Below are 19853 nucleotides of genomic sequence, written 5' to 3' on the forward strand. Positions count from 1 at the left end.
ATCATCCTTTCGGGAATTCAAATGTTATTTTTTGTTCGGTTTGGTCATAGCGTAAAGATGCATCAAACATTTTTCCTTTTTTACTTGTAAATCCTTTTATCAAGTTGGTTTTTTCGCCACCCAATAACTTTTTAATGTTTATCTGACTTATGGATTTGCCAAGGAATTTCTTTGGTAACGTAAATGTACACCCTTCACGATAACGACTGCATCCATAAAATTTCCCTTTATCTTGAATCTTTCCGTCTTCATGATTACAACGGGGACATTTGCCTATAAAAGATTTTTCATTCACCTGTTGCAAGGACTGTTCCATGCTTCCAATTTTCTTTGGTGCTTCTTGCATTAAAGACTCAATCATTTGTTTGATTTTATCGAGAAACAATTCTTGAGATCCTTCATTCTCTCCAATTTTCTTTAAATACGTTTCCCATTTCGCTGTCATCTCCGGACTAGCAAGTAACGTTCCTTCTACAGCCTGACAAAGTATTTTCCCTTTATCTAATACAGTTACTAGGTTCTTTCTAATCCCAATATACAATTGGTGTTTTAAAGTTTCTATGATACTTGCTCTTGTTGCCTCTGTCCCAATACCTTCACTTTCTTTTAATGTATGCTGCAATGCTTCATCGTCTATTTCTTTCCCGGCGTGTTTCATCACATTAATCAGTTGCCCCTCTGTATAATACTTTGGTGGCTTTGTCTTTCCTTCCGCTATTTCTACATTAACTTGGCAAGCCTGATCTTTTTCCATTGCTGGTAAGACCGTTTCTTTTTTCCTTGCCTGTTGTTGATTCTTAAATAATGATTTCCAGCCTATTTGTTTTTCTACTTTTCCAGTCGCTTCAAAGTTAATCCCTTTCACACCAACCTCTACCTTCGTTTCTTCATATCCATAATCCGGAGCAAACATAGCCAAGGTTGTTGCAATCACTTCTAGATAAATATTCTTTTCTTTTTCGTTTAAAGCACTAAAATTTGGCGTTTGTTTTGTTGGAACGAGGGCATAGTGTTCGGCAACCTTCGTATTATCTACATATCGCTTCTGGGCATCAGGATAAACAACTTCAACATCTACCCCTATACATTCTTGATAGTTCGATAAATTGTTTTTGATATAAGCAAATTCGCTATCAGTTATAAAATGACTGTCCGTCCTTGGGTAAGATAGAACTTTCTTTTCGTATAGGCTTTGCGCAATCTTTAATACTTCGGACGGACTGTACTCCCATTGCTTGTTTGCCGTACTTTGCAAGGAAGATAAAGAATGTAGCTTTGGTGACTTTGTTCTTTTCCGCTCCTTTTTCACTTCTTGAATAATACCATCATTTACTCCAGGTAGAACGCCTTTTTCTTGCAATACTTTTTGAGCTTCTTCTTTTGTTGCAAAGCGTTGTTTATGTTTCGCTTCAAACGAACCATTTGGCACTTGGACTTTCCCTTGAAAGGTAAAATAGTCTTGGGAAACAAAATCCTCAATTTCCTTTTGACGTTTGTATAATAAATAAAGGGTAGCTGTTTGTACCCTGCCAACGCTGAACACGCCTTTCATCCCTTGCTTTTGCAGAAGCAATGTATATAATCTGGAAGCGTTCATTCCTACTAGCCAATCACTATATTGCCTTGTTTGTGCTTCCTGATATAATGATAGATAATTTTTTCCGTTGTTTAAATGACGGAATCCTTTTTGTATCTCATCCACTTCTAAAGAGTTAATCCACAATCTTTTGGTTGGTTTATGTGACGCGCCAGCAAGTGATATGATACTTCGGGCAATATTCTCTCCTTCACGATCACAATCCGTTGCAACAATAATTTCTGTTGAATGATTTAAAAGTCTTTTCACTATATTGAATTGCTTTTTCTTGTCTTTACTCACCTGAAGTTGAAATTGTCCTGGAAACATGGGCAACTGATCTAATTTCCAAATCTTCCATGTTTCGTTATATTGTTCAGGAGAGAGAAGTTCAACCAAATGCCCGTATCCCCAAGTGATATATGCTTTCTCCTTAAAAAAGCGACCATCATTTACCTCTATATAACCATCTTGTTTCTTTGTATGTTGAAGAGCATCTGCATACGCTTTTGCTTGACTCGGCTTTTCAGCGAGAATTAATGTATGTCCCATTAAAACGTTCTTCCCCTTTCTTTTGCTCACAATTACATTTCAAATGCATGCTGTTTACCGCCTTTTGCCTTTGGCTGCTTTTCAATGGATTTTCTATACTCTCCATTGCTACTCACATATTCGGGAATATCATTTGCAAAGGAATAGACATTCTTTTTTCCGACAATAAAATGATCCAGTAATTGTACATCCAATTTTTCGGATATTTCTTTCAAACCTTTCGTTACATTTCTATCTTCAGCACTTGGTTCAGGGATACCAGAAGGATGATTATGAAAAACAGCAACCTTTGATACATCTTCTCGCGACAATAATTCCTTTGTAAATACCTTCTTATCCACAATACTTGCATTTGGTGATCCTTTGAAAAGTTCTTTAACAGATACAACTTTCCCATCAGCATCACAAGCAATTACTCCAAATGATTCCTGCCAATCATACTGATAACCAACTTTCAAGCTTTTCTTCACCTTTGTATTATCTTTCAACATATGAGATCCAACAATCTCTTGATTAGCGAAAAAAGAAGTGAATTCATCAAATCCTTGGTAGGTGTATATGTCATTTTGCAGATTATAAGCTGTCAGATTATAAGCTGTCTCTGCATGACCTTCACTTTCGGCAACATTATCTACAGATGGTGCATATTTATCACGGCTATATGGAATCATTTCTTTACTGGATGTGATTGTGTCGCTGAATTCGTTATAGCTAAATCCATCAATCACATCTACTCCAAATGTTTTAAAGTAATCGATCATTTCTGCTTCCTTCTCAGTAGACGTAGAACTGTTTGATAAATTAAACATGGATACACCGCCTGCATGTAAACCTTCTTTCAACACCCTTTTCAAATCATCTTGATCATGAAGTTTATATCGGCTTAAATGCAGTGGCTCGTTTTTGGTGGAACAAAACACAGATACCATCTCATCCTTGGAGGGCATTTTATTCTTCGTTACAAATTCAATAAAGTTTTGTGGAGAAGATATTCCTACTTCTTTGCTATTCATTTGTCCTTTTGAAAAATCTATAAAATCCACTAAACTTCTTACGGAATCATCATCCTTGGTTACTTTTTGATAAAGTTCCTCTTTAGACGAGCAGCCAAAATGTTCATACAAATTATTCATCCGTATCACCACCATTCTCCGCACGAATGAGCAATTCTTTCAATAAAAGAACATCCTTATCTTTAGAATTTTCCTGCATGAACTCCAGTAATTCCTTTTGACTGTCCACCCCAAAGTAATCTAAAATGCTTTGCTGGTTGTTTCTCATGTGAACCATTCCTTTCTATTTTTGTAAAACCTATCGATAAATCACATCAAAAACTGCATACAAAAAAGCACAGAATTAATTATGAACAATTAATTTCTGTGCTCTTAACAAGGCTATTTTTGATTATTTTTTCTCTCATCTGCCTTTCTAATGTCAATACTATTCATAATTGGTTTTATTCTTTCCCTGATTCTTTCGTGTATAAAGTCTTCTCTGAAGCCAAACTCCTTTAATAAATAGAATTCCAATATGTTACGCAGGATGTGAAAAGCCGTTATTAAATTTTCATCCTTAAGAGCTTTATCTTCTAATTTTTGATCGTAATGTGTGTAGTAATTTCTTGTTGTAGCAATAACCTGAGGAAATTCTAGTAATCTGAACTCTCCAGTACGAAACCAGAATCTATAATCCGCTATCATTAAATCAGCTAGACGACCTTTTAATGTAACAAATTTTTTAGACTCACCTAATAAAAACTCTCTATCCCCTTCTCGAAAGGCTTTAGGCCTAATTTCTAATAGTTCTTCCACTCTTTGTTTATAATTACCGAGAGAATTCGCTATCCTGCGGGAATGATATGTTTCCAATGCCTGTACCATATTTAAAAAGTGTCGACTAACTGATAAGTTTTGGTTATATAAGCTTTCAATATAGAGTTCTATTATAGGTTCCATTTTGTTTGCTACTTCTTGCCATTGTGAAAAATCTGCTTGCTTCAGTTCGCTCAGATTAAAAAGGTAATCATGTTTTGTTATTCGTTTGGTGCTAAGTTCACTGTTTAAAGTATGTTTATAGGAATGAAGCACTTCCAAGGGTCGAATATGTTTCTCACCCTCTTCGAATTCATAATAAATATCAGGGCTTTCAACACTTATCGAACCATAACTTAAAGGCACACCTATAGCTATTTCCAAGAGCCTTTTCATTTGTTTAGCTGTTTCTATAAACCATTCAATGGTTTGCAATGATTGAGAATCAATTATAAGATAGGGCTTCTGTTCTAACGTTATTTCTTCTTCCATGAAATAAAATGGATTACTAAAACTCAAATGATAATATACAGTGTACGTTTCGTTTGAGTATATTTCAATTGGTTCTATTATCTTTAAATCTATAAATGAGTCCTTTTTTTCCTCTAACTCTGATTTAATATAATTTGAAACATCACCCCATTGAATTATACCTGGTATATTTATAGTCATTTTAGAAAATGCAATATCTTCTTCCTTATTGAATTTCACACCACTAAACATGAATTGGGCACTATACCCAAATACCTCCTCTGTTCCTATCTTGCTTTTTGTACTTATTCGTGAGCAATTGACAAGTGTAATTTCTCCACCATTAATTGTAGAACCTGCAATGAAAGAAATTTCGAGAGGGAGTTCTAAATAACTCATAGGAGCACCGCTATTAGGTATTCGAATATATATAACTATTCCGCCCTCCTCTTTGTTTAAATATAAGTCACCTGCATATTCCTTTCCAGAATTGTTAACCTTCCAAAAGCCCGTTGCTGACAAATTCACCTGCATTTTTTCACCACCACATATCTTCATGCAAAAAATCTATAACAAGATGATCTAGTAATCAATACCAATAATTTTATATACTCCCCTTTGAGAGTTATTCTACTATCTGGCCAAGTTTAATTGAACACCGCACTCCAACAAAAGTATATCAAACATGACCGGTAATTGTTAGGTTTCACTAAATCATTCCTTCTCCATCAACTGATCAAATTCATCCATTTCTCTTTCTCGCTTATAATCATGAAATGTTTTTCGCATCGCCTGCTTCAAACGAATACCGGAAACATGTAAATTGCGATTTCCCTTTCCGTTGTCCCGTTGAAAGAATGATTGTTGGTTTTCCTTTTCCGATGCATGAAACTGCCTTATAGCAATTTTTTGTTTGAAGATCGACATCTTTTCTTCTTTATCAACTGCTCGCATTTCGGTCAGAATGGCGTTTCCCATACGCTTTTTAAGGTCATCTAATTTGGTGTTTTTATATTGCTGGTAATCACTTCCTTCACCGTACATTTCTTGCATCACATCTACTTCTTCATCCAATTTGGCCTTTAATACTTGAATCTCTTCCGGATGAAACTGTTCTAAATAAATTTCAGTTATTTCATCTATATAGGCTCTAGCTTCATTAATAGATTGGTAACCGTAACGCCATTGTTTTCGGTCATCAGGCAAACGGTTCATCGCTTCTTTAAATAATGTTTCTGTCTTTTGGAAAGAAGATAAGGAAATATTATTTTCCTTTTTAAAACGTATAGTTCCACGCAACAATTCATCTACTTTATTTCGTTCATGCGCACGATCTAAAATAATATTGGCAACTTTGGACTTCATTTTGTCTAACGTTTTTGGCTTTCGTTTGGCCCGATATTCTTCATGCCATGTATTCGATTCTTTATCCAATACATTCATTCGTTCTCTTGTTGGATGAGGTTCTACGGTTGCGACATGTACATGAATATTATCGGTATTGTAATGCAGGGTTGCCGTCCAAATTGCTGATCGCTGCATTCCTTCCGCTTGTAACATTGTTTGCATCGTTTCCCGTACAACACTCCTCATTTTTGTTTCATCTACGGTATGAGTCGCTGCGTTGTATAGTCCTTGCTTACTCAACCATTCATTATCAAAAGAGATCACATCTTGCCACATTGGTGATTCATTTTGTTGCGCTAGTTGAAATTGTTCTTTGACGGTTTGTTTTTCTTTGTCATTCAATCTGTCTTTACTGGAGGTAAATAACTCCCCTTGTTTTTCGTCATCATCCATATAATCCATGAAGTGATGGAACACATCAAAATCATTTTCTTTATCAGATGAGGTATACATTTTCACATGTTGTTTCGCATCCTCACGATCCATATAATTAATGTAATCATTAAATGTACTTGACCCAGGTGTTACAAATTTACTTCGCAATACAACTGCTGGACTCATTATTTATTCCCGACTTTCCGATTGTGCTTGTTGCTTTAATTCCTTTTGCTGTTCATAATCTAATTTCTTTTGCCGCTGTTTATGAATCCTTTTTTGCACTAATTCTTCTGCTTGTTCCATTCCTTTTGTTTTAAATTCTTCCGTTGTAATTAAGTTTTTGAATTTATTCACCAGGTAGTAATGGTTCATGAACTCCAGAATGATTTTTGTGTCCCGATCAATAACGTTACTCGCTACTTGAATGCGATTCATTTTCTCTTTTATGAAATCTAATTTTTCATCCAGTAAGTCAGAAATCGTTTGTTTGAATAGAACATATTCTTCTTCTCTACTTTCAAAATAGGCATCGACCATTAAGGCAATGGCATTCGCTTGAGATGTATGATTTTCATTCGCTGCCACTTTAATTTTTTCTTTCGTTTCAGTGCTTAACAAAAAATATGATCCTTGTTTTTTCTCTTCTGTCATGCTCATTTTAATTTCCCTCCTTGTCATCCATAGCAAATGTTTTATCTAAAATGTAATCGGCTTCTTCTGGATTTAATCCAAGTGCATCACATAAAATCAAATACAGATGGAGCGTTCGTTTTTCTATATGATTTAATCGTTTGAACGTCATTTCCAATCCGTCAGCAACTCGACTCACAGTCACATCTAATTCTTTTTCTGCTAACTTAATGCCATCAAATTTCACTGCATCCTCTAACATTCGTTTCAGTAATACATTCCTTGATACCTTTTGTTTTTTAGCTTCCTCATCCAACACTCTTACGGCACGAACATCTACATCCCGAATTTTTATTTCCATTCAAATCCACTCCTTCCACGCGTCGCTTAGAAAATAGTAAAATCCCCGTTCACAAGAACAGGGATTGTTGAAGGGCATAAGGATGTGCATTTTGTCCCATAACGGATGCTTTAAGAATGTGTCACTTTTCTTTGTTTGAAAATACAATATTAAACTCAGTGAACCAATTACCACTACTATAAACAAAAAAGTCATTAACATTGGTATATTAACTTCCGTACTTGAGGAAAATGGGACTGCTATATCTTTCTTATATATATCTGCTATAAATGCAAGAACTACCAATAAAATAATTATAATACCTTGGAACAAAGTCCAACGGGAAAAGAACATAATTTATTATACTCCCTCATTAATTTGTACTTTTATGTGATAAATTATATCGCTCCTATTCATCTCTCCTGCTCACTTTTAAAAATATGGGCTGTCAAATCGACAACTTCACATTCTATTTTCCAAGCCTTTTATGAGATTACTTAATTGACACCATTGTTAGGTATATTCTTCGGTATAAAGTAAGCAATTGTTGCAGAAAGAAAAGCAATAAATAATGTTAGTAAAAAGGAACTATGACTACTTTTAATAATAGTTTCTTGAGAATTAGCACTCAAATTCCAAGCCTCTGATATATCTGGAGTATATGTAAATGTAAGAAGCATTCCAGACAATACTTGGAATAATGAAAACAGTAATATAAAACTAATGGCAAAAATAATATATTTTTTCACTGTTGACACCCCCAACTACTTTATTACTTAATATTTTCATACGAATTGGGTAGAAAAAGGTTTTACTACTCCACTAAAGCACCAATTAGTTTAAGTACATTTGTTCACAAGTTTAAAGTTTTTAGAACCTGCCTGTTATTTTTTGAGTATAAGTTTAAATGCCGTTACAAATAATACCCCTATAACAAATGAGGGGGTTAATAAAATGGAAGAAGCACCCACAAGTAATAATGGAATGAGCACAAGTAATAATGGAATGAGTACATCTAATAAGATAAACCTTTCAGGTCTTGGTATTGGAGCAATTGTACTAACCACTGTTTATACGGCGGTTTTGGCTTCACAGTTAATGGCTACCAAGCATAAAGTCGATTACCTTTATTACAAAGAATTAACACAAAATAAATAGCTAATTATAGACGGTGCGTTTTCACCGTCTTTTATTTATATAAAACAGAATTTGAACTAACCTGCTCCGTTAGCTTAAGTACATTTCTTCACGATGTATTAAACAATATGGCCCTTATATGCGATATTGGCGCTATTCCTTATTAGGGAATAGCGCCCGTTAACGGAACAAGCATATATCTAAAATAAAACACTTGTTGCCTATCAGATTATTATTTCAATACAGCCTTGAATGCGTAATTTTCCGGATTCAAATGAATCAAGTTCAGGTTTGAAACAGTTATTTTACAATGAATTCTCCATGTCATTGGAAGGAATTCGGTGATCAAGCGGCGGATCAGAACCCGTTTTAACGGCTTCCCACTCAATGATGAACAACAATCCAGCCGGATATGGCCCAGATCACTTTCAACATAGTGAATGTTTTCAAGTTGCACTTTCGCCGCATTTTCCTTCAACATCCTTAGCATTTTCGGTTCAATATCCACCGCAAAAACTTCCTGTACCTGTTTAGCCATGGGAATCGTGAAAAACCCAGTGTCTGCTACCAAGGTCGCCAACCGTGTCATTTTTATCTAATTCCAAATACCGGATTATTTTCCTCCGGTGGTTTTTTCTGCGATCGACACTCATAAGCTTATCTGCTCTTTCTTTCTAGGTTAAAGCGTTTATCAGTCATTGTTATCTCCTTCCCCTCAACACATCTGCAGGAGAATTACCGACTTTTCACAAGCAGGTTTACTGCTTCCTTAATAAGATCTTCCGAACTTTCACCGGAGTCCTTCGCCTCACGAATGCACGCTTCCAGATTTCTGCTAACAACCAATGCTGCTGTACGGTCAAGCGCATTTCTGGCAGCAGTCATCTGGTTCACTACATCACGACATTCTTTCCCTTCATCCATTGCTTTCAATAATCCCCTGACTTGACCTTCAATACGTTTCATTCGATTTTTCATCTGATCATCATAATCCATTGGACGGCACCCCTTTTCTCTATTGAATCTGGTATTTGTATTGTACATAAACCAGTTTTATACATTCATTTCCTTTACTCTATTATACATGATGGGGTATTAAAATTCACAAAAAAAGATGAAATTTTTTCGTAATTAGATATTATTTTGTCTTATCTATACAAACAATCAGTCGTTCCTCTATATCAGCTGCAAACTTTTGTAATGAAGCATCATGAACCATTTCAATTAATGCTGTTGGCTTTGGCATGCCGATTTTAACCTTGTTTGTTTCAATATCCTGGTACACAACCATTTTACATGGGAGAAAATAACCTATAAGCTGATTTTGAGATAATACATTATTCGCCTCTTTTGGATTACAAACTTCCAAAACCTGATAGGCTTGTTCAAAATCAAACCCTTTATTGTTTAACGTTTCTTTAACATCAAATTGCCAAAGCACACCGAATTTTTCTTCCTTTAGGTTTTCCTCCAGTGCATGAATCGCTTTCTCCATTGATTTTTCCGTTTCAACTGTATAATGAAACATAACCTTAAACAACTCCCTTTTTATAAAAAGTTACCTGCCATAAACAGATAAAATTATATTTGGTAATTTTTATCCAACGTTTAATATTAACCCATACGACGGAATGTTAAACTTCTTCATTATCAATTATCATACCCAGGCATTCATTCCGCCTTTAACATTAGATATTTTTTCAAAACCTTGTTTCTTAAGCATTTTGGCTGCCTTTGCGCTTCGCATACCGCTTTGACAAATAACGACTACTTCTTTATTTTTATCCAATTCTCCGGTACGTTTTGATAAATGGGCTAATGGCACATTTGCAAATTTCTTCTGATGATTGGCTTTATACTCACCCGGTGTTCTTACATCAACGAACTGTACATCTTTTTCCGCAAACTTATCTTTTGCTTCTTTTGCGGTTATATTCGAAACTCCTTTTGTCGGAAGAAAAAAGTTCACCACAAATGCAATTATAATAATGAAAAAAATCCATTGTAAAATTTCCATCCAACTCCCTCCTAATCCATTAGGTAACTGGTTATCCTAGAAAAAATCCGACCATATTTTAACAGCTGTTGCCAGAATCAGAACGGCAAGAATGCCTTGTAATACTCTCGTATTTACTCGCTTACCGGCATTTGCACCAAGCGGAGATGCAATCAGACTAGCAATAATCATGATCACAGCCGGAATAAGTAACACCTGGCCCGTCATTATTTTACCTGCCGTTGAACCAACGGCTGAAAGAAATGTAATGGCAAGTGAAGATGCAATCGTCACACGTGTCGGTATCTTCAGCACAAGCAGCATAATTGGAACCAATAAAAATGCGCCTGCCGCACCTACAATTCCGGCCCCAATACCGGTTACAAATGCAAAAAATGCAGCCAGCCACTTGTTGAATGTAACCTGGTCAAGCGGGGTATCGTCGATCCCTTTTTTAGGAACAAACATCATAACGGCTGCGATGGTAGCCATTACACCATACACAAAATTGATGCCGCCATCCGTCATGAACTGGGAACCATAACCACCAATAAAGCTTCCAAGCAGGATACTTATCCCCATATAAATAATCAGTGTTTTATTTAGGTATCCACCTTTCCGGTATGCCCATACCCCGCCAATTGTAGCAAACAAAACCTGAACGGCACTAATGCCGGAAACTTCATGCGCTGTAAACGCTGATAGTCCTAATAAAGGCGGAATGTATAGCAGCATCGGATATTTAACAATGGAACCACCGATACCAACCATCCCGGATAGGAATGAACCACCAAATCCAATTAAAAACAGGACTAATATGAACATTAAACTGTATTCCATAGCCATACTCCTTTCATAAAAAGAAAAGACCCCTGAATAAGGGGCCCCTCGTTAGGATTTCTTAATCCAGAACTTCAGTACGTCATTTTCTTCAGTTTGATCCACCAGCTCGTGACCACCTGAATTAGTCCAAGCTGTTAAATCACTTTTTGCACCTTTGTCTGTCGCATGAACTTCCAGAATTTCACCCGATTCAATTTCTTCGATTGCCTTTTTCGTTTTTACTACCGGCATAGGACATGCCATTCCTTTTGCATCTAATACTTTTACTGCTTCCATCATAAGTTCCTCCTTGTAATTTTTTAATCACCGTGCTGTTTCTGGACCCATCCATTCAGTTAAATGTATTAACCGTGTACTGCACAGCGATTCGGGCCAATCTCCATTTCGCGCTGTTTTTCAGCTTCCGGGTTCATTTTACCCATATTGGTCTGACGAATATTATCGTGCTCGTTTGGCTGCGGCGGCAGGTTCTCCGTTACCATTTTCCGGAAATCCTGTGCATCTTCCACCTGCAGACCTGAATTACGCTGATACAAATCACCAAGCCGTGCCTTGACACTTCCGTCATTTCCAAGTTCATCCACAAATGAATAGTGAGCGGGCAATACAATCAGATCGTCAGACAGTTCTTTATAACGGCTGTATAACGTTTCCCGCAAATCTCCGACCCAATCTTCAGCCTTTCCAGCCAAATCAGGGCGGCCAATCGATTTCACAAATAGAATATCTCCGGTCAGCAGGTATTTGTTATCAATCATCAACGATGTGCTTCCAATTGTGTGTCCCGGTGAATAGATTGGCTGTACCTGAATAGTTGTGTTGCCGACAGTAATATCTGTTCCTTCTTCCAATGATGCATAATCAAATGTTACTTCTTCCGCATCTTTATCCGGTAAATGATACGTGCCTCCGGTATTTTCAGCGAGTTGACGTCCACCCGAAATATGGTCAGCGTGAAGATGCGTATCAATCGTATGCTCAATCGATACACCTTTTTCTTCAGCAAAACGTTCATAAATACCTGTCATACGATTAGCATCAACAACCGCTGCTTTTTTGTCGGAAACGACCATATATGACAAGCAGCCTTTTCCAAGACGTACAAACTGGTATAGACTTCCACCGTCATTCAAGTCTGCTATTTTGACAGGCTCCAAATGTTCACTCCAGGCTTTCATGCCACCTTCCAAGTCATAAGCATGTGTAAAACCTTCTTCTTCTAAAAGGTCTCTCACCATTTTTGATGAGCCCCCCTTGGCACAAACCACAATTATTTCCTGATCTTTATTAACGTTATCCGCTATAGCGTCAACGCCATCGAGCAGATTGAAATAAGGTTCATTGATTATTTCAACGCTGTCCCCTTCGATCTTCCAATCATCAAACTCATCCGTATTCCGAACATCCAGGATGAGAGTCTCCTCACGGTTGACAACCCGTTTTGCGAGTTCATCAGTCGTAATACTTTTTGTCATACAATTAGCCTCCTACTGTTTAAAATGTCAGTGAAATATCAGCATCTTTGGCAAATTCAATGAATGAAGCTGCCCCGCCGACTTCAATTCCTTCCACAAAATCGTCTTTTTCCAGATTCATAACATCCATTGTCATTTGACATCCAATCATTTTGACACCCATTTCCTGAGCCATTTCCAACAACTCACTGATGGATGGAACGTTCGTTTTTTCAAAGCCTTCTTTGAAGTGCTCTTTCCCTTCCGGCATCGCCAGGTTTTTGTGAGCCTCCTTATGAATCAGGTTGAGTCCTTCAAATGTGAAGAATATCCCTACCTCTTTATCCGATGCGGCGGCTGCTGTTGCAATGTTAAATACTTTATAGGCATCGAACATACCACCATTTGCTGCTATTATTGCTACGCGTGTGTTATTGTTTTCCATTGTTTATTCCTCCTTCAATTATTTTGTGGATTTCTCCGTTGAGCCATCCCATTCAGCCATGCCCGGCACCACATTTTTTACGATTTTGAAACCTTTTTGTGACAGCTTTTGGGCTGCAAGGTCGCTTCGGCTCCCCGTACGGCAAATAACATGAATCTCTTTGTCAGTATTTATTTCATCCATTCGGTTTTCCAATTCCCCAAGCGGAACATTGATTGCGCCCGGAATATGATTAAATGCATATTCTGCTTGTTCACGAACATCAAGAATCGTTACATCTTCAAGTCCATCGACTTTATTCCGCAACACCTGTAAATCAATCACATCATCATAGTTTGCTTCATTTTTCACTTCATCATCACTTGCTTTGCGCAAATAATGCTTCAGCACGTCATCTTCTTCAACAGTGCCCAAGTACTGGTGACCTGTACTTTCCGCCCAGGCCTTAATATCGGCTGTGGATCCTTTATCGGTTGCCTGTACTTCCATAACCTGCCCAGGAGCCAAATCAGAAATAGCCTTTTTTGTTTTGACAATTGGCATTGGACAAGCAAGTCCCTTTGCATCCACTGTTTCATTTGCTGTAATTCCCATGAATCAATGCCTCCTTTAATTTATTTCTCCACTTTCTCTGTCCAGGCGAGCATACCGCCATCAACATTTGTTACATCAAATCCCTGGTTCATAAGAATTTCACATGCTTTACTACTACGGCCGCCCGAACGGCAAACCATATAATAGTGTTTGTTTTTATCTATTTCATTGATTCGATCCGAAATCTCACCAAGCGGAATGTGTTTCGCACCCGTTATTTTCCCTTGTGCCACCTCATCATCCTCGCGTACATCAATAACATTTACATCACTTTTGTTTTTGATTCTTTCTTCCAGTTTGTTCGTCTTTACTGATTTCAATTGAATTTACCTCCTTGATAGTGTTATTTAACAGATCCTTAAATCAACCCCCTTTTACCAATATGGGTAGGGGTATTAAATTATTCTAAATAAATAGACTGATATTGCCTTCTTCTGCTTCTCCAACATAAGCAGCCACACCGCCGTATTCAATTTCATCCAGAAGTTCTTTTTTTTGAAGGCCGAGCAAATCCATTGTCATGGTACACGCAATCAGTTTAACATCCTGTTCCTGAGCCATATCCACCAATTGGGGAAGAGGCATAGCATTGTGCTTTTTCATAACACGTTTAATCATTTTTGGTCCCATTCCCAAATAATTCATTTTGGATATGCCCATTTTATCTGTACCACGCGGCATGAGTTTTCCAAACATTTTTTCGAGAAAATTCTTTTTTACCGGAACCTGACTATCTTTCCGGAGCGCATTTAATCCCCAGAATGTGTGAAATATAGTCACCTCATGGTCATAGGCTGCCGCGCCGTTTGCGATAATATATGCAGCCATTGCTTTATCATAATCACCACTGAACAAAACAATTGTTGTTTTCTTTTTGTCCTGCATTGATTAATTTTCAACTCCTTTTATTTACGAATACCCGTATGGGTATTATATACCGTTTAATAATAGGGTTCGCATTTTTGCTGAACCCCTTTAAAAACATTACATGTTACACTATATACCCTGCCAGGTATTTTGTCAAGCGCATATCCCATTTTTTTGTGATAACCAATGCTACTTGATTTTTTGCACCTTCTTTCCTTTCTTCCGTTGATGTCAGATTAACCGCTAATATTTCCACATCCTTATTTTTATAGAGCTTTTGAAAATCAGGTATTTCTGCTCTGCAAGAGGGACACCATGTAACCCAAAAATTGACGATAACACGTTCACCCCGGTAATTTCACAAGCGCACTATTTTTCCTTCGAGCGTCTTTAATTTAAAGTCCGGAGCAATTTGTCCTACTGAAACCCCCACCTTATCTATCTCTTTGACATCATCCTTTTCACCGGCAGGCGGTGGTGAGGTGATTTCGCCTCCACTTGAACCGGTTTTTTCTTATGATTCATAGTAAAGTATGAATATGAAAACTTGATGAAAATAATAAAACGGTGCTCTAACCTATTTGAAAAAGTTAAGTTTTAGACAAAAGATCAGGCAACGACCAGATCCACCCCCGGTCGAAACCTGACTTTTAATGACATGCAATCAATTTTTTTGATCAGCATTCTCAAGTTTGCACGTCTAATAAAACTGATTTAATTTTCCTCAGCAGCCATTGCCTCTGCCTTTGTACGATGAACAGTGCCAAACGGATGTTCAGGCGGGGCATAGATTGTGTAAAGTTTAAGCGGTGTACGACCCGTATTAATCAGATTGTGCCATACGCCTGCAGGTACCATAATTGCATAATCATCAAAAACTCTATCCTGAAAATATAAACTTTCTTTCCTATCTCCCATTTGAACGACTCCTTGGCCTGCTTCAACACGTAAAAATTGATCCACATCAGGATGTACTTCTAAACCTATATCTTCCCCGACTCCAATACTCATCAATGTAACCTGTAAGTTATCCCCGGTCCATATGGCTGTACGAAAAGTACTGTTTTGCTTGGCAGCCTGATCTATATTCAGAACAAATGGCTCTTTTCCATGATCCTGCAGCATGGGCCCCGTATAGCTGCGGGGGTCTGCGTATGGCCAATGTTGGTTTGCATAAAATTCATTTGCTGCCCCCCAGCTATATGGTACCCTGCCACAATTACAAATTGAAGGGTAGGAATAAGGATATTCATACTGAGACATATTCTTCAATCCTTTCTTGTGATTATATATTACAATATCATAATATGTCCCAAGTTTGTTTTCAGTTACTTTTGTATCTCTCTCGAAAAAACAATAATGTCTCAGTCTCTCGTGTGTTCCTGCAACCATTCAATTACCACGGGGGATAAAAGTTTCCAAAGCATGCACCTGCACGTTTAACAGCTCTGCCTTTTGCTGTATGGACTGCTTATGATAAGGCACTTCCGGCGGGAATGTCAGACTGCCGAGAAGAATACCCCCTATTTGCCTTGCAAGAAGGTTTGTATCAGGTTTATTTTCAAATCCGGCAAAGTGTATATCCAATCCTTTTTTTAATCCATTAAAAATAATAACGGGAAAATTAATTTCGTCAGCTAAATGTCCCATAAAACTTTCAGCAAGCAGTGTCTTTGCAAGCATATGGTTTTTTGACAAAGCTGTAAATCGATCATCCAGAATGCGTTTAAAAAATTCCTTTGTTCCCGGTTCTTCCGCGAACTTCATGACTTTGGCATGAAATTCATTCTCCAGTGCTTTTTTCACCACAGTCTCAAAGAGCTTCTGCTTCGTAGAAAATTTGCGGTAAAGTGTTACTTCGGCCACCTCGGCTTCCTTAGCGATTTCCTGAGTGGTGGACTGTAGGAACCCTTTTGAAATGAATACCTTGATTGCTGCATTCAAAATTTGATCCGTTTTATCTCGCATACCTATTTCACCCCGTTACAAATTCTGTTCCCTTATCACTTTTTGTACGCACAAATCGGTCAAGGATTACCAATATTGTGGGCAGTACAATGATCGTACTCAAAAGGGCAAAGGAAATATTCACTAATATCATCATACCAAAATTGCTTAAAATCACGAAATCAGATATAAGCAAAGCACTGAATCCGCCAATTGTTGTGAAGGCTGAAGCAAATATAGCTTTACCTATTTTTTCATTGGCTGTTAAGATTGCTTCCCGGCTTTTGAAACCTTTTTTGCGTTCCTCGTAAAACCGCTCCATTATAAGGATCGTAAACTCTGTTCCAATACCGATAATCAGTGCGCCAAGTGTTGCTGTTAAAGGAGTGTAATCAATATTAAACAAGTACATAACCCCGCCTGACCAGCCAACTATAAACACAATTGGCAGCAGGGGAATGAAAGCCTTTATCGGGTGCCGGTAAATCAGTAATAAGACAAGAAAAACAAGACCCATGCCCAACAGGGTCATTTTATATCTGCCTGTCGTTAGTGCTGTTACCATTTCCACATCTACAACCGCTTTACCAGTTATTGTCGCACTGATATCATCTGGCTTATTACCTGCAACATATTCTTTTGTTTCCGTGATAAAAGACTGCAGTTGCTCTGCTTCCAGGTGCTTGATACCAACATTTATAACAGATTTGTTTCTTTCTTCGTTTATAAATAGTTTTAACTGTTCTTCCGGCATGTCTTCAATAATGTCAGCTGTTTTTTTCTGATTCGGCATTTCACCTTCATTCATTTTCTTTAAAAGTGCTGACAAGGAATTGGTGTCAACTATAACGGATGGGAATTCCTGTTCAAGGGAATTAGTCATTTCTTCCGACCATTTCAATGTTTTTTCATCAAGCACATTGTCTGTGCCGTACATGATGGAAACTTGATCGGTTGTACCCAGAATATCACGCAGTTTGTGGATATCCTCCAGTTCCTGCGTATCCTGAGGCATAAAAGTTTCCACATCTGTTTCAACACCTGTATACATATCTCCCCAGATCCCGGAAGCTGCTGTAACAATTGCTAAAAAAAGGATTAGCCATCTGAGTTTAATGATTGAATTAGTGATTTTTCTAAAACCGGTGTTCACCTTTGACTCCCCGGTATTTATCTTTACATTCTCTGTCGTCGATTTTGTGAAAAAATAATCACGTGTAAATAGTATTGGAATCAGGATAAACAAACCAACGATAAAACTGATTAGCATACCAATGGTAAGCATTTTTCCAAAGTCTTGTATCATTGGTACCGGTGAAGTATACAAGGATAAAAAACCTACTGCTGTTGCCAAAAGAGCGGTAAGAACAGCAGGCGCCATCTTTGTTACAGTTTTTTTGACGCCTTCAGTGCTTCTGTTTTTCATCATTTAGTGTTTCCCCCCTTTCATTTCTTCTGTATACCTGGCCTGAAATTGAATAGCATAGTCAATGCCGAGGCCAATCAAAATCGGGAAAACCGCCATTGAAACCATTGTGATCGGCACACTGATCCATCCCATTAATCCCACTGTTCCAATTACAGCAATCAAGATTATCACAAGTGGCAGAATGCGCCATTTCACCCGAAACACAAGTCCAAGCACGATAATCATGAATAAAATCGAAAGACCCATCATTTTTTGCATACTATTTTTCATCTCTGTCCGGATGGAATCATCCAAAACCGGCTTTCCCGACACCATTGTGTCTATTCCTTCAATCGGGTTCTCTTCCATATAATCCTTTACAAAAGCAACTGCTTTACTTTTATTGGTGTCTGTAGCATCACCCGTAAACTTGACCATGAAAGTCATATATTGTCCATCAATAAGCATGTCATCAAATATGCTGCGAAGTGATCCGTCATCTTCATAAATCATTTTTTCAAGTGTCTTCAGTTTTTTCGGGATGACAGGGGACATGCTGTCAGAAAAAGCAATCATTTCCCTAAGATTTTCACTCATGGAAACAAGGTTTTCTCCCATTTTTGCCAGTCCGCCCGCAAGTTCTTGCAGATCTTTTTGCTGTTGACCCTGTCGCTCGCTTATTTCGTGCAACTGACTCTGCTGATTCTTCAAACCTTTGTCCAGACCTTGCAGACCATTAATGGTGTTTCCCGATACATTCGGAAGCCCAGCGCTTTTCACGGATGCATCAATCATTTTATCTCCCATCGCATTAAGCTTCACACCAAAATGTTTGAACTTTGCAGCCTGTTTATGTCCGGCAGGGCCCTCAGCATTGTTCTCCATTTGTATTGCGGATTGCTGCAGTTTCATTGCAACATCTTTTAGCTGGCTTCCCATGTTGGAATAGCCATCCAGCAATTCACCTGAACCCCGCTCAAGTTTTTTCTGACCTTCGACCATCCTGCCGATGAGCTTTTCCATTTCGGAAATTTTTGATTCGAAATCCGGCAATGACTGTCCGGTGGCATTTTCTTTGATGTTTACACTGATTTCTTGAAGTTTTTCACCCATGCCGTTCATCCCATCAGCCATTTCTGTCAGGCCTTCTTTATATTTTTCCGCCTTTTTTTTCGATATGTTTTCGACTGCCGTATGAGGACCGACAATTGTATAAATACCATCTTGACTGCTCAGCTGGCTTTCAAGATTTTCCATTTGGTGCAATGTTTCAGGTGTCAATAGGCTGGACTTATTATCAGCTTCATACAGCACAATTATCGATTCACCACCAAACTCTTGTTCCAATGTTTGGTTATTCTGATAAACCTCGGTATCCTCCTCAATAAGTGTGTTGTTGCCCGTTGCCAATTCCACCTGCTGTGCTCCGACGGCGAACAATAAAATAACGACTATCGTAATTGTCAACACTCTGATTGGATACTTCACGATTCCGTTCGCAATAAATTTTAGTATCCTCATTTGTCATCCCCCCTGTAAGTAAAAACACAGATCACAATGTAAGTTATCACTTACTTACATTATCGTTTTATTTATTGTTTGTCAAATAAATTATTTACGCTTAAACAAAAGAAAAGTTTACTCATTAATATTTTCGGGAGAGGTTGTATGGGATGGTTAAGAAAGCTGTTAACTATGAGGAATGCAAAGGACTCCATGTGAAACTAATATGTAAAACAATTCAGACTGGGTTAGCACAACTATTTTTGTATTTTACTATTGCTTTTTCAGTTTCAATTTTGGGCAACAATTAAAAAGCGCCTCAAAATCGGGGCCACTTTCAAATGGGGTTTTATTAACCCTCTATAATATGAGCTTCTCTTTGGTCAACCTGCGCTTCATTAACCAGATAACAAGTATCGCAAATTTCATAAGGATCCAGAACTAATTATTCAATTAACTGGCCCGTTCGTATTATAAGGTTAACCAGTCATTTC

The 19853-nt window shown here is 37.7% G+C and carries 23 protein-coding genes and 2 pseudogenes; 1 reads left to right on the forward strand and 24 read right to left on the reverse strand.

Going from position 1 to position 19853, the window contains the following annotated elements:
- Position 1: 1 nt before the first annotated feature.
- The 8 genes from CFK37_RS05165 to CFK37_RS05200 form a co-directional block, all read right to left on the reverse strand.
- On the reverse strand, positions 2 to 2128 hold the full coding sequence (locus CFK37_RS05165; RefSeq protein WP_089060874.1) for a type IA DNA topoisomerase: 2127 nt from the start codon (positions 2126 to 2128) through the stop codon (positions 2 to 4).
- A 32-nt stretch (positions 2129 to 2160) separates the two neighbouring features.
- Entirely contained in the window at positions 2161 to 3261 is a 1101-nt protein-coding gene (locus CFK37_RS05170; protein WP_157724796.1) for a JAB domain-containing protein, read from the reverse strand.
- Positions 3254 to 3409, reverse strand: a complete 156-nt coding sequence (locus CFK37_RS19870; RefSeq protein ID WP_157724797.1) for a hypothetical protein — start codon at positions 3407 to 3409, stop codon at positions 3254 to 3256. Before CFK37_RS19870 ends, CFK37_RS05170 begins: the two co-directional genes overlap by 8 nt.
- Positions 3410 to 3522: 113 nt before the next feature.
- Positions 3523 to 4944: an ApeA N-terminal domain 1-containing protein gene (locus CFK37_RS05175; RefSeq protein WP_089060876.1), complete on the reverse strand. Its 1422-nt coding sequence runs from the start codon at positions 4942 to 4944 to the stop codon at positions 3523 to 3525.
- Positions 4945 to 5124: 180 nt separating this feature from the next.
- Positions 5125 to 6378, reverse strand: a complete 1254-nt coding sequence (gene mobP2, locus CFK37_RS05180) for a MobP2 family relaxase (RefSeq protein WP_089060877.1) — start codon at positions 6376 to 6378, stop codon at positions 5125 to 5127.
- A gap of 3 nt (positions 6379 to 6381) precedes the next feature.
- On the reverse strand, positions 6382 to 6852 hold the full coding sequence (locus CFK37_RS05185; RefSeq protein ID WP_089060878.1) for a hypothetical protein: 471 nt from the start codon (positions 6850 to 6852) through the stop codon (positions 6382 to 6384).
- A gap of 1 nt (position 6853) precedes the next feature.
- Positions 6854 to 7186 (reverse strand): hypothetical protein, encoded by a 333-nt coding sequence (locus CFK37_RS05190; protein WP_089060879.1) that lies wholly within the window; start codon positions 7184 to 7186, stop codon positions 6854 to 6856.
- A gap of 476 nt (positions 7187 to 7662) precedes the next feature.
- Positions 7663 to 7914, reverse strand: coding sequence for a hypothetical protein (locus CFK37_RS05200; protein WP_089060881.1), 252 nt, complete (start codon positions 7912 to 7914; stop codon positions 7663 to 7665).
- A 205-nt stretch (positions 7915 to 8119) separates the two neighbouring features.
- On the opposite strand from CFK37_RS05200, the gene CFK37_RS05205 reads away from it, so the two are divergent.
- On the forward strand, positions 8120 to 8323 hold the full coding sequence (locus CFK37_RS05205; RefSeq protein WP_089060882.1) for a hypothetical protein: 204 nt from the start codon (positions 8120 to 8122) through the stop codon (positions 8321 to 8323).
- 211 nt (positions 8324 to 8534) lie between these two features.
- On the opposite strand, the gene CFK37_RS05210 is transcribed toward CFK37_RS05205, so the two are convergent.
- From CFK37_RS05210 to CFK37_RS20615, 16 genes and pseudogenes are all read right to left on the reverse strand, one after another.
- Positions 8535 to 8891 carry a class I SAM-dependent methyltransferase gene (locus tag CFK37_RS05210; protein ID WP_010652049.1) on the reverse strand — a complete coding sequence of 119 codons (357 nt, stop codon included), beginning with the start codon at positions 8889 to 8891 and terminating at the stop codon, positions 8535 to 8537.
- Between the two features lie 146 nt (positions 8892 to 9037).
- Positions 9038 to 9298 carry a metal-sensitive transcriptional regulator gene (locus CFK37_RS05215; protein WP_010652050.1) on the reverse strand — a complete coding sequence of 87 codons (261 nt, stop codon included), beginning with the start codon at positions 9296 to 9298 and terminating at the stop codon, positions 9038 to 9040.
- 142 nt (positions 9299 to 9440) lie between these two features.
- Complete coding sequence (locus tag CFK37_RS05220; protein ID WP_010652051.1) at positions 9441 to 9830, reverse strand: DUF302 domain-containing protein; 390 nt, start codon at positions 9828 to 9830, stop codon at positions 9441 to 9443.
- A gap of 129 nt (positions 9831 to 9959) precedes the next feature.
- Positions 9960 to 10319, reverse strand: a complete 360-nt coding sequence (locus CFK37_RS05225) for a rhodanese-like domain-containing protein (protein WP_010652052.1) — start codon at positions 10317 to 10319, stop codon at positions 9960 to 9962.
- Between the two features lie 36 nt (positions 10320 to 10355).
- The gene (locus tag CFK37_RS05230; RefSeq protein ID WP_010652053.1) at positions 10356 to 11138 is read right to left on the reverse strand and encodes a sulfite exporter TauE/SafE family protein; all 783 of its coding nucleotides are present in this window, start codon (positions 11136 to 11138) and stop codon (positions 10356 to 10358) included.
- 51 nt (positions 11139 to 11189) lie between these two features.
- Entirely contained in the window at positions 11190 to 11417 is a 228-nt protein-coding gene (locus CFK37_RS05235) for a sulfurtransferase TusA family protein (RefSeq protein WP_010652054.1), read from the reverse strand.
- Positions 11418 to 11485: 68 nt separating this feature from the next.
- On the reverse strand, positions 11486 to 12616 hold the full coding sequence (locus CFK37_RS05240; RefSeq protein WP_010652055.1) for an MBL fold metallo-hydrolase: 1131 nt from the start codon (positions 12614 to 12616) through the stop codon (positions 11486 to 11488).
- Positions 12617 to 12635: 19 nt separating this feature from the next.
- Entirely contained in the window at positions 12636 to 13040 is a 405-nt protein-coding gene (locus CFK37_RS05245) for a DsrE/DsrF/DrsH-like family protein (protein ID WP_010652056.1), read from the reverse strand.
- An 18-nt stretch (positions 13041 to 13058) separates the two neighbouring features.
- A complete protein-coding gene (locus tag CFK37_RS05250) occupies positions 13059 to 13634 on the reverse strand; it encodes a sulfurtransferase TusA family protein (protein WP_010652057.1) in 576 nt (191 codons plus the stop codon).
- A gap of 20 nt (positions 13635 to 13654) precedes the next feature.
- Positions 13655 to 13954, reverse strand: coding sequence for a rhodanese-like domain-containing protein (locus CFK37_RS05255; protein WP_010652058.1), 300 nt, complete (start codon positions 13952 to 13954; stop codon positions 13655 to 13657).
- Between the two features lie 85 nt (positions 13955 to 14039).
- Complete coding sequence (locus tag CFK37_RS05260) at positions 14040 to 14519, reverse strand: DsrE/DsrF/DrsH-like family protein (RefSeq protein ID WP_089060883.1); 480 nt, start codon at positions 14517 to 14519, stop codon at positions 14040 to 14042.
- 106 nt (positions 14520 to 14625) lie between these two features.
- Positions 14626 to 14844, reverse strand: a pseudogene (locus CFK37_RS20355) (TlpA disulfide reductase family protein); the annotation flags it as partial.
- Positions 14845 to 15215: 371 nt separating this feature from the next.
- Positions 15216 to 15764 carry a cupin domain-containing protein gene (locus CFK37_RS05270; RefSeq protein WP_044477091.1) on the reverse strand — a complete coding sequence of 183 codons (549 nt, stop codon included), beginning with the start codon at positions 15762 to 15764 and terminating at the stop codon, positions 15216 to 15218.
- A 129-nt stretch (positions 15765 to 15893) separates the two neighbouring features.
- The gene (locus CFK37_RS05275; RefSeq protein ID WP_010652061.1) at positions 15894 to 16469 is read right to left on the reverse strand and encodes a TetR/AcrR family transcriptional regulator; all 576 of its coding nucleotides are present in this window, start codon (positions 16467 to 16469) and stop codon (positions 15894 to 15896) included.
- A 7-nt stretch (positions 16470 to 16476) separates the two neighbouring features.
- A complete protein-coding gene (locus CFK37_RS20360; RefSeq protein WP_342746756.1) occupies positions 16477 to 17499 on the reverse strand; it encodes an efflux RND transporter permease subunit in 1023 nt (340 codons plus the stop codon).
- A 189-nt stretch (positions 17500 to 17688) separates the two neighbouring features.
- A pseudogene (locus CFK37_RS20615) lies at positions 17689 to 19377 on the reverse strand (MMPL family transporter); the annotation flags it as partial.
- Positions 19378 to 19853: the final 476 nt, after the last annotated feature.

Origin of the sequence: Virgibacillus phasianinus, assembly GCF_002216775.1 — a bacterium.
Lineage (GTDB): Bacteria > Bacillota > Bacilli > Bacillales > Amphibacillaceae > Virgibacillus_F > Virgibacillus_F phasianinus.

Excerpts from the sequence above, each read along its gene's own strand:
- CFK37_RS05165 (WP_089060874.1), bottom strand. The coding sequence starts at position 2,128 with ATGGGACATACATTAATTCTCGCTGAAAAGCCGAGTCAAGCAAAAGCG.
- CFK37_RS05170 (WP_157724796.1), bottom strand. The coding sequence starts at position 3,261 with ATGAATAATTTGTATGAACATTTTGGCTGCTCGTCTAAAGAGGAACTT.
- CFK37_RS19870 (WP_157724797.1), bottom strand. The coding sequence starts at position 3,409 with ATGAGAAACAACCAGCAAAGCATTTTAGATTACTTTGGGGTGGACAGT.
- CFK37_RS05175 (WP_089060876.1), bottom strand. The coding sequence starts at position 4,944 with ATGCAGGTGAATTTGTCAGCAACGGGCTTTTGGAAGGTTAACAATTCT.
- mobP2 (WP_089060877.1), bottom strand. The coding sequence starts at position 6,378 with ATGAGTCCAGCAGTTGTATTGCGAAGTAAATTTGTAACACCTGGGTCA.
- CFK37_RS05185 (WP_089060878.1), bottom strand. The coding sequence starts at position 6,852 with ATGAGCATGACAGAAGAGAAAAAACAAGGATCATATTTTTTGTTAAGC.
- CFK37_RS05190 (WP_089060879.1), bottom strand. The coding sequence starts at position 7,186 with ATGGAAATAAAAATTCGGGATGTAGATGTTCGTGCCGTAAGAGTGTTG.
- CFK37_RS05205 (WP_089060882.1), top strand. The coding sequence starts at position 8,120 with ATGGAAGAAGCACCCACAAGTAATAATGGAATGAGCACAAGTAATAAT.
- CFK37_RS05210 (WP_010652049.1), bottom strand. The coding sequence starts at position 8,891 with ATGACACGGTTGGCGACCTTGGTAGCAGACACTGGGTTTTTCACGATT.
- CFK37_RS05215 (WP_010652050.1), bottom strand. The coding sequence starts at position 9,298 with ATGGATTATGATGATCAGATGAAAAATCGAATGAAACGTATTGAAGGT.
- CFK37_RS05220 (WP_010652051.1), bottom strand. The coding sequence starts at position 9,830 with ATGTTTCATTATACAGTTGAAACGGAAAAATCAATGGAGAAAGCGATT.
- CFK37_RS05225 (WP_010652052.1), bottom strand. The coding sequence starts at position 10,319 with ATGGAAATTTTACAATGGATTTTTTTCATTATTATAATTGCATTTGTG.
- CFK37_RS05230 (WP_010652053.1), bottom strand. The coding sequence starts at position 11,138 with ATGGAATACAGTTTAATGTTCATATTAGTCCTGTTTTTAATTGGATTT.
- CFK37_RS05235 (WP_010652054.1), bottom strand. The coding sequence starts at position 11,417 with ATGGAAGCAGTAAAAGTATTAGATGCAAAAGGAATGGCATGTCCTATG.
- CFK37_RS05240 (WP_010652055.1), bottom strand. The coding sequence starts at position 12,616 with ATGACAAAAAGTATTACGACTGATGAACTCGCAAAACGGGTTGTCAAC.
- CFK37_RS05245 (WP_010652056.1), bottom strand. The coding sequence starts at position 13,040 with ATGGAAAACAATAACACACGCGTAGCAATAATAGCAGCAAATGGTGGT.
- CFK37_RS05250 (WP_010652057.1), bottom strand. The coding sequence starts at position 13,634 with ATGGGAATTACAGCAAATGAAACAGTGGATGCAAAGGGACTTGCTTGT.
- CFK37_RS05260 (WP_089060883.1), bottom strand. The coding sequence starts at position 14,519 with ATGCAGGACAAAAAGAAAACAACAATTGTTTTGTTCAGTGGTGATTAT.
- CFK37_RS05270 (WP_044477091.1), bottom strand. The coding sequence starts at position 15,764 with ATGTCTCAGTATGAATATCCTTATTCCTACCCTTCAATTTGTAATTGT.
- CFK37_RS05275 (WP_010652061.1), bottom strand. The coding sequence starts at position 16,469 with ATGCGAGATAAAACGGATCAAATTTTGAATGCAGCAATCAAGGTATTC.
- CFK37_RS20360 (WP_342746756.1), bottom strand. The coding sequence starts at position 17,499 with ATGTATACAGGTGTTGAAACAGATGTGGAAACTTTTATGCCTCAGGAT.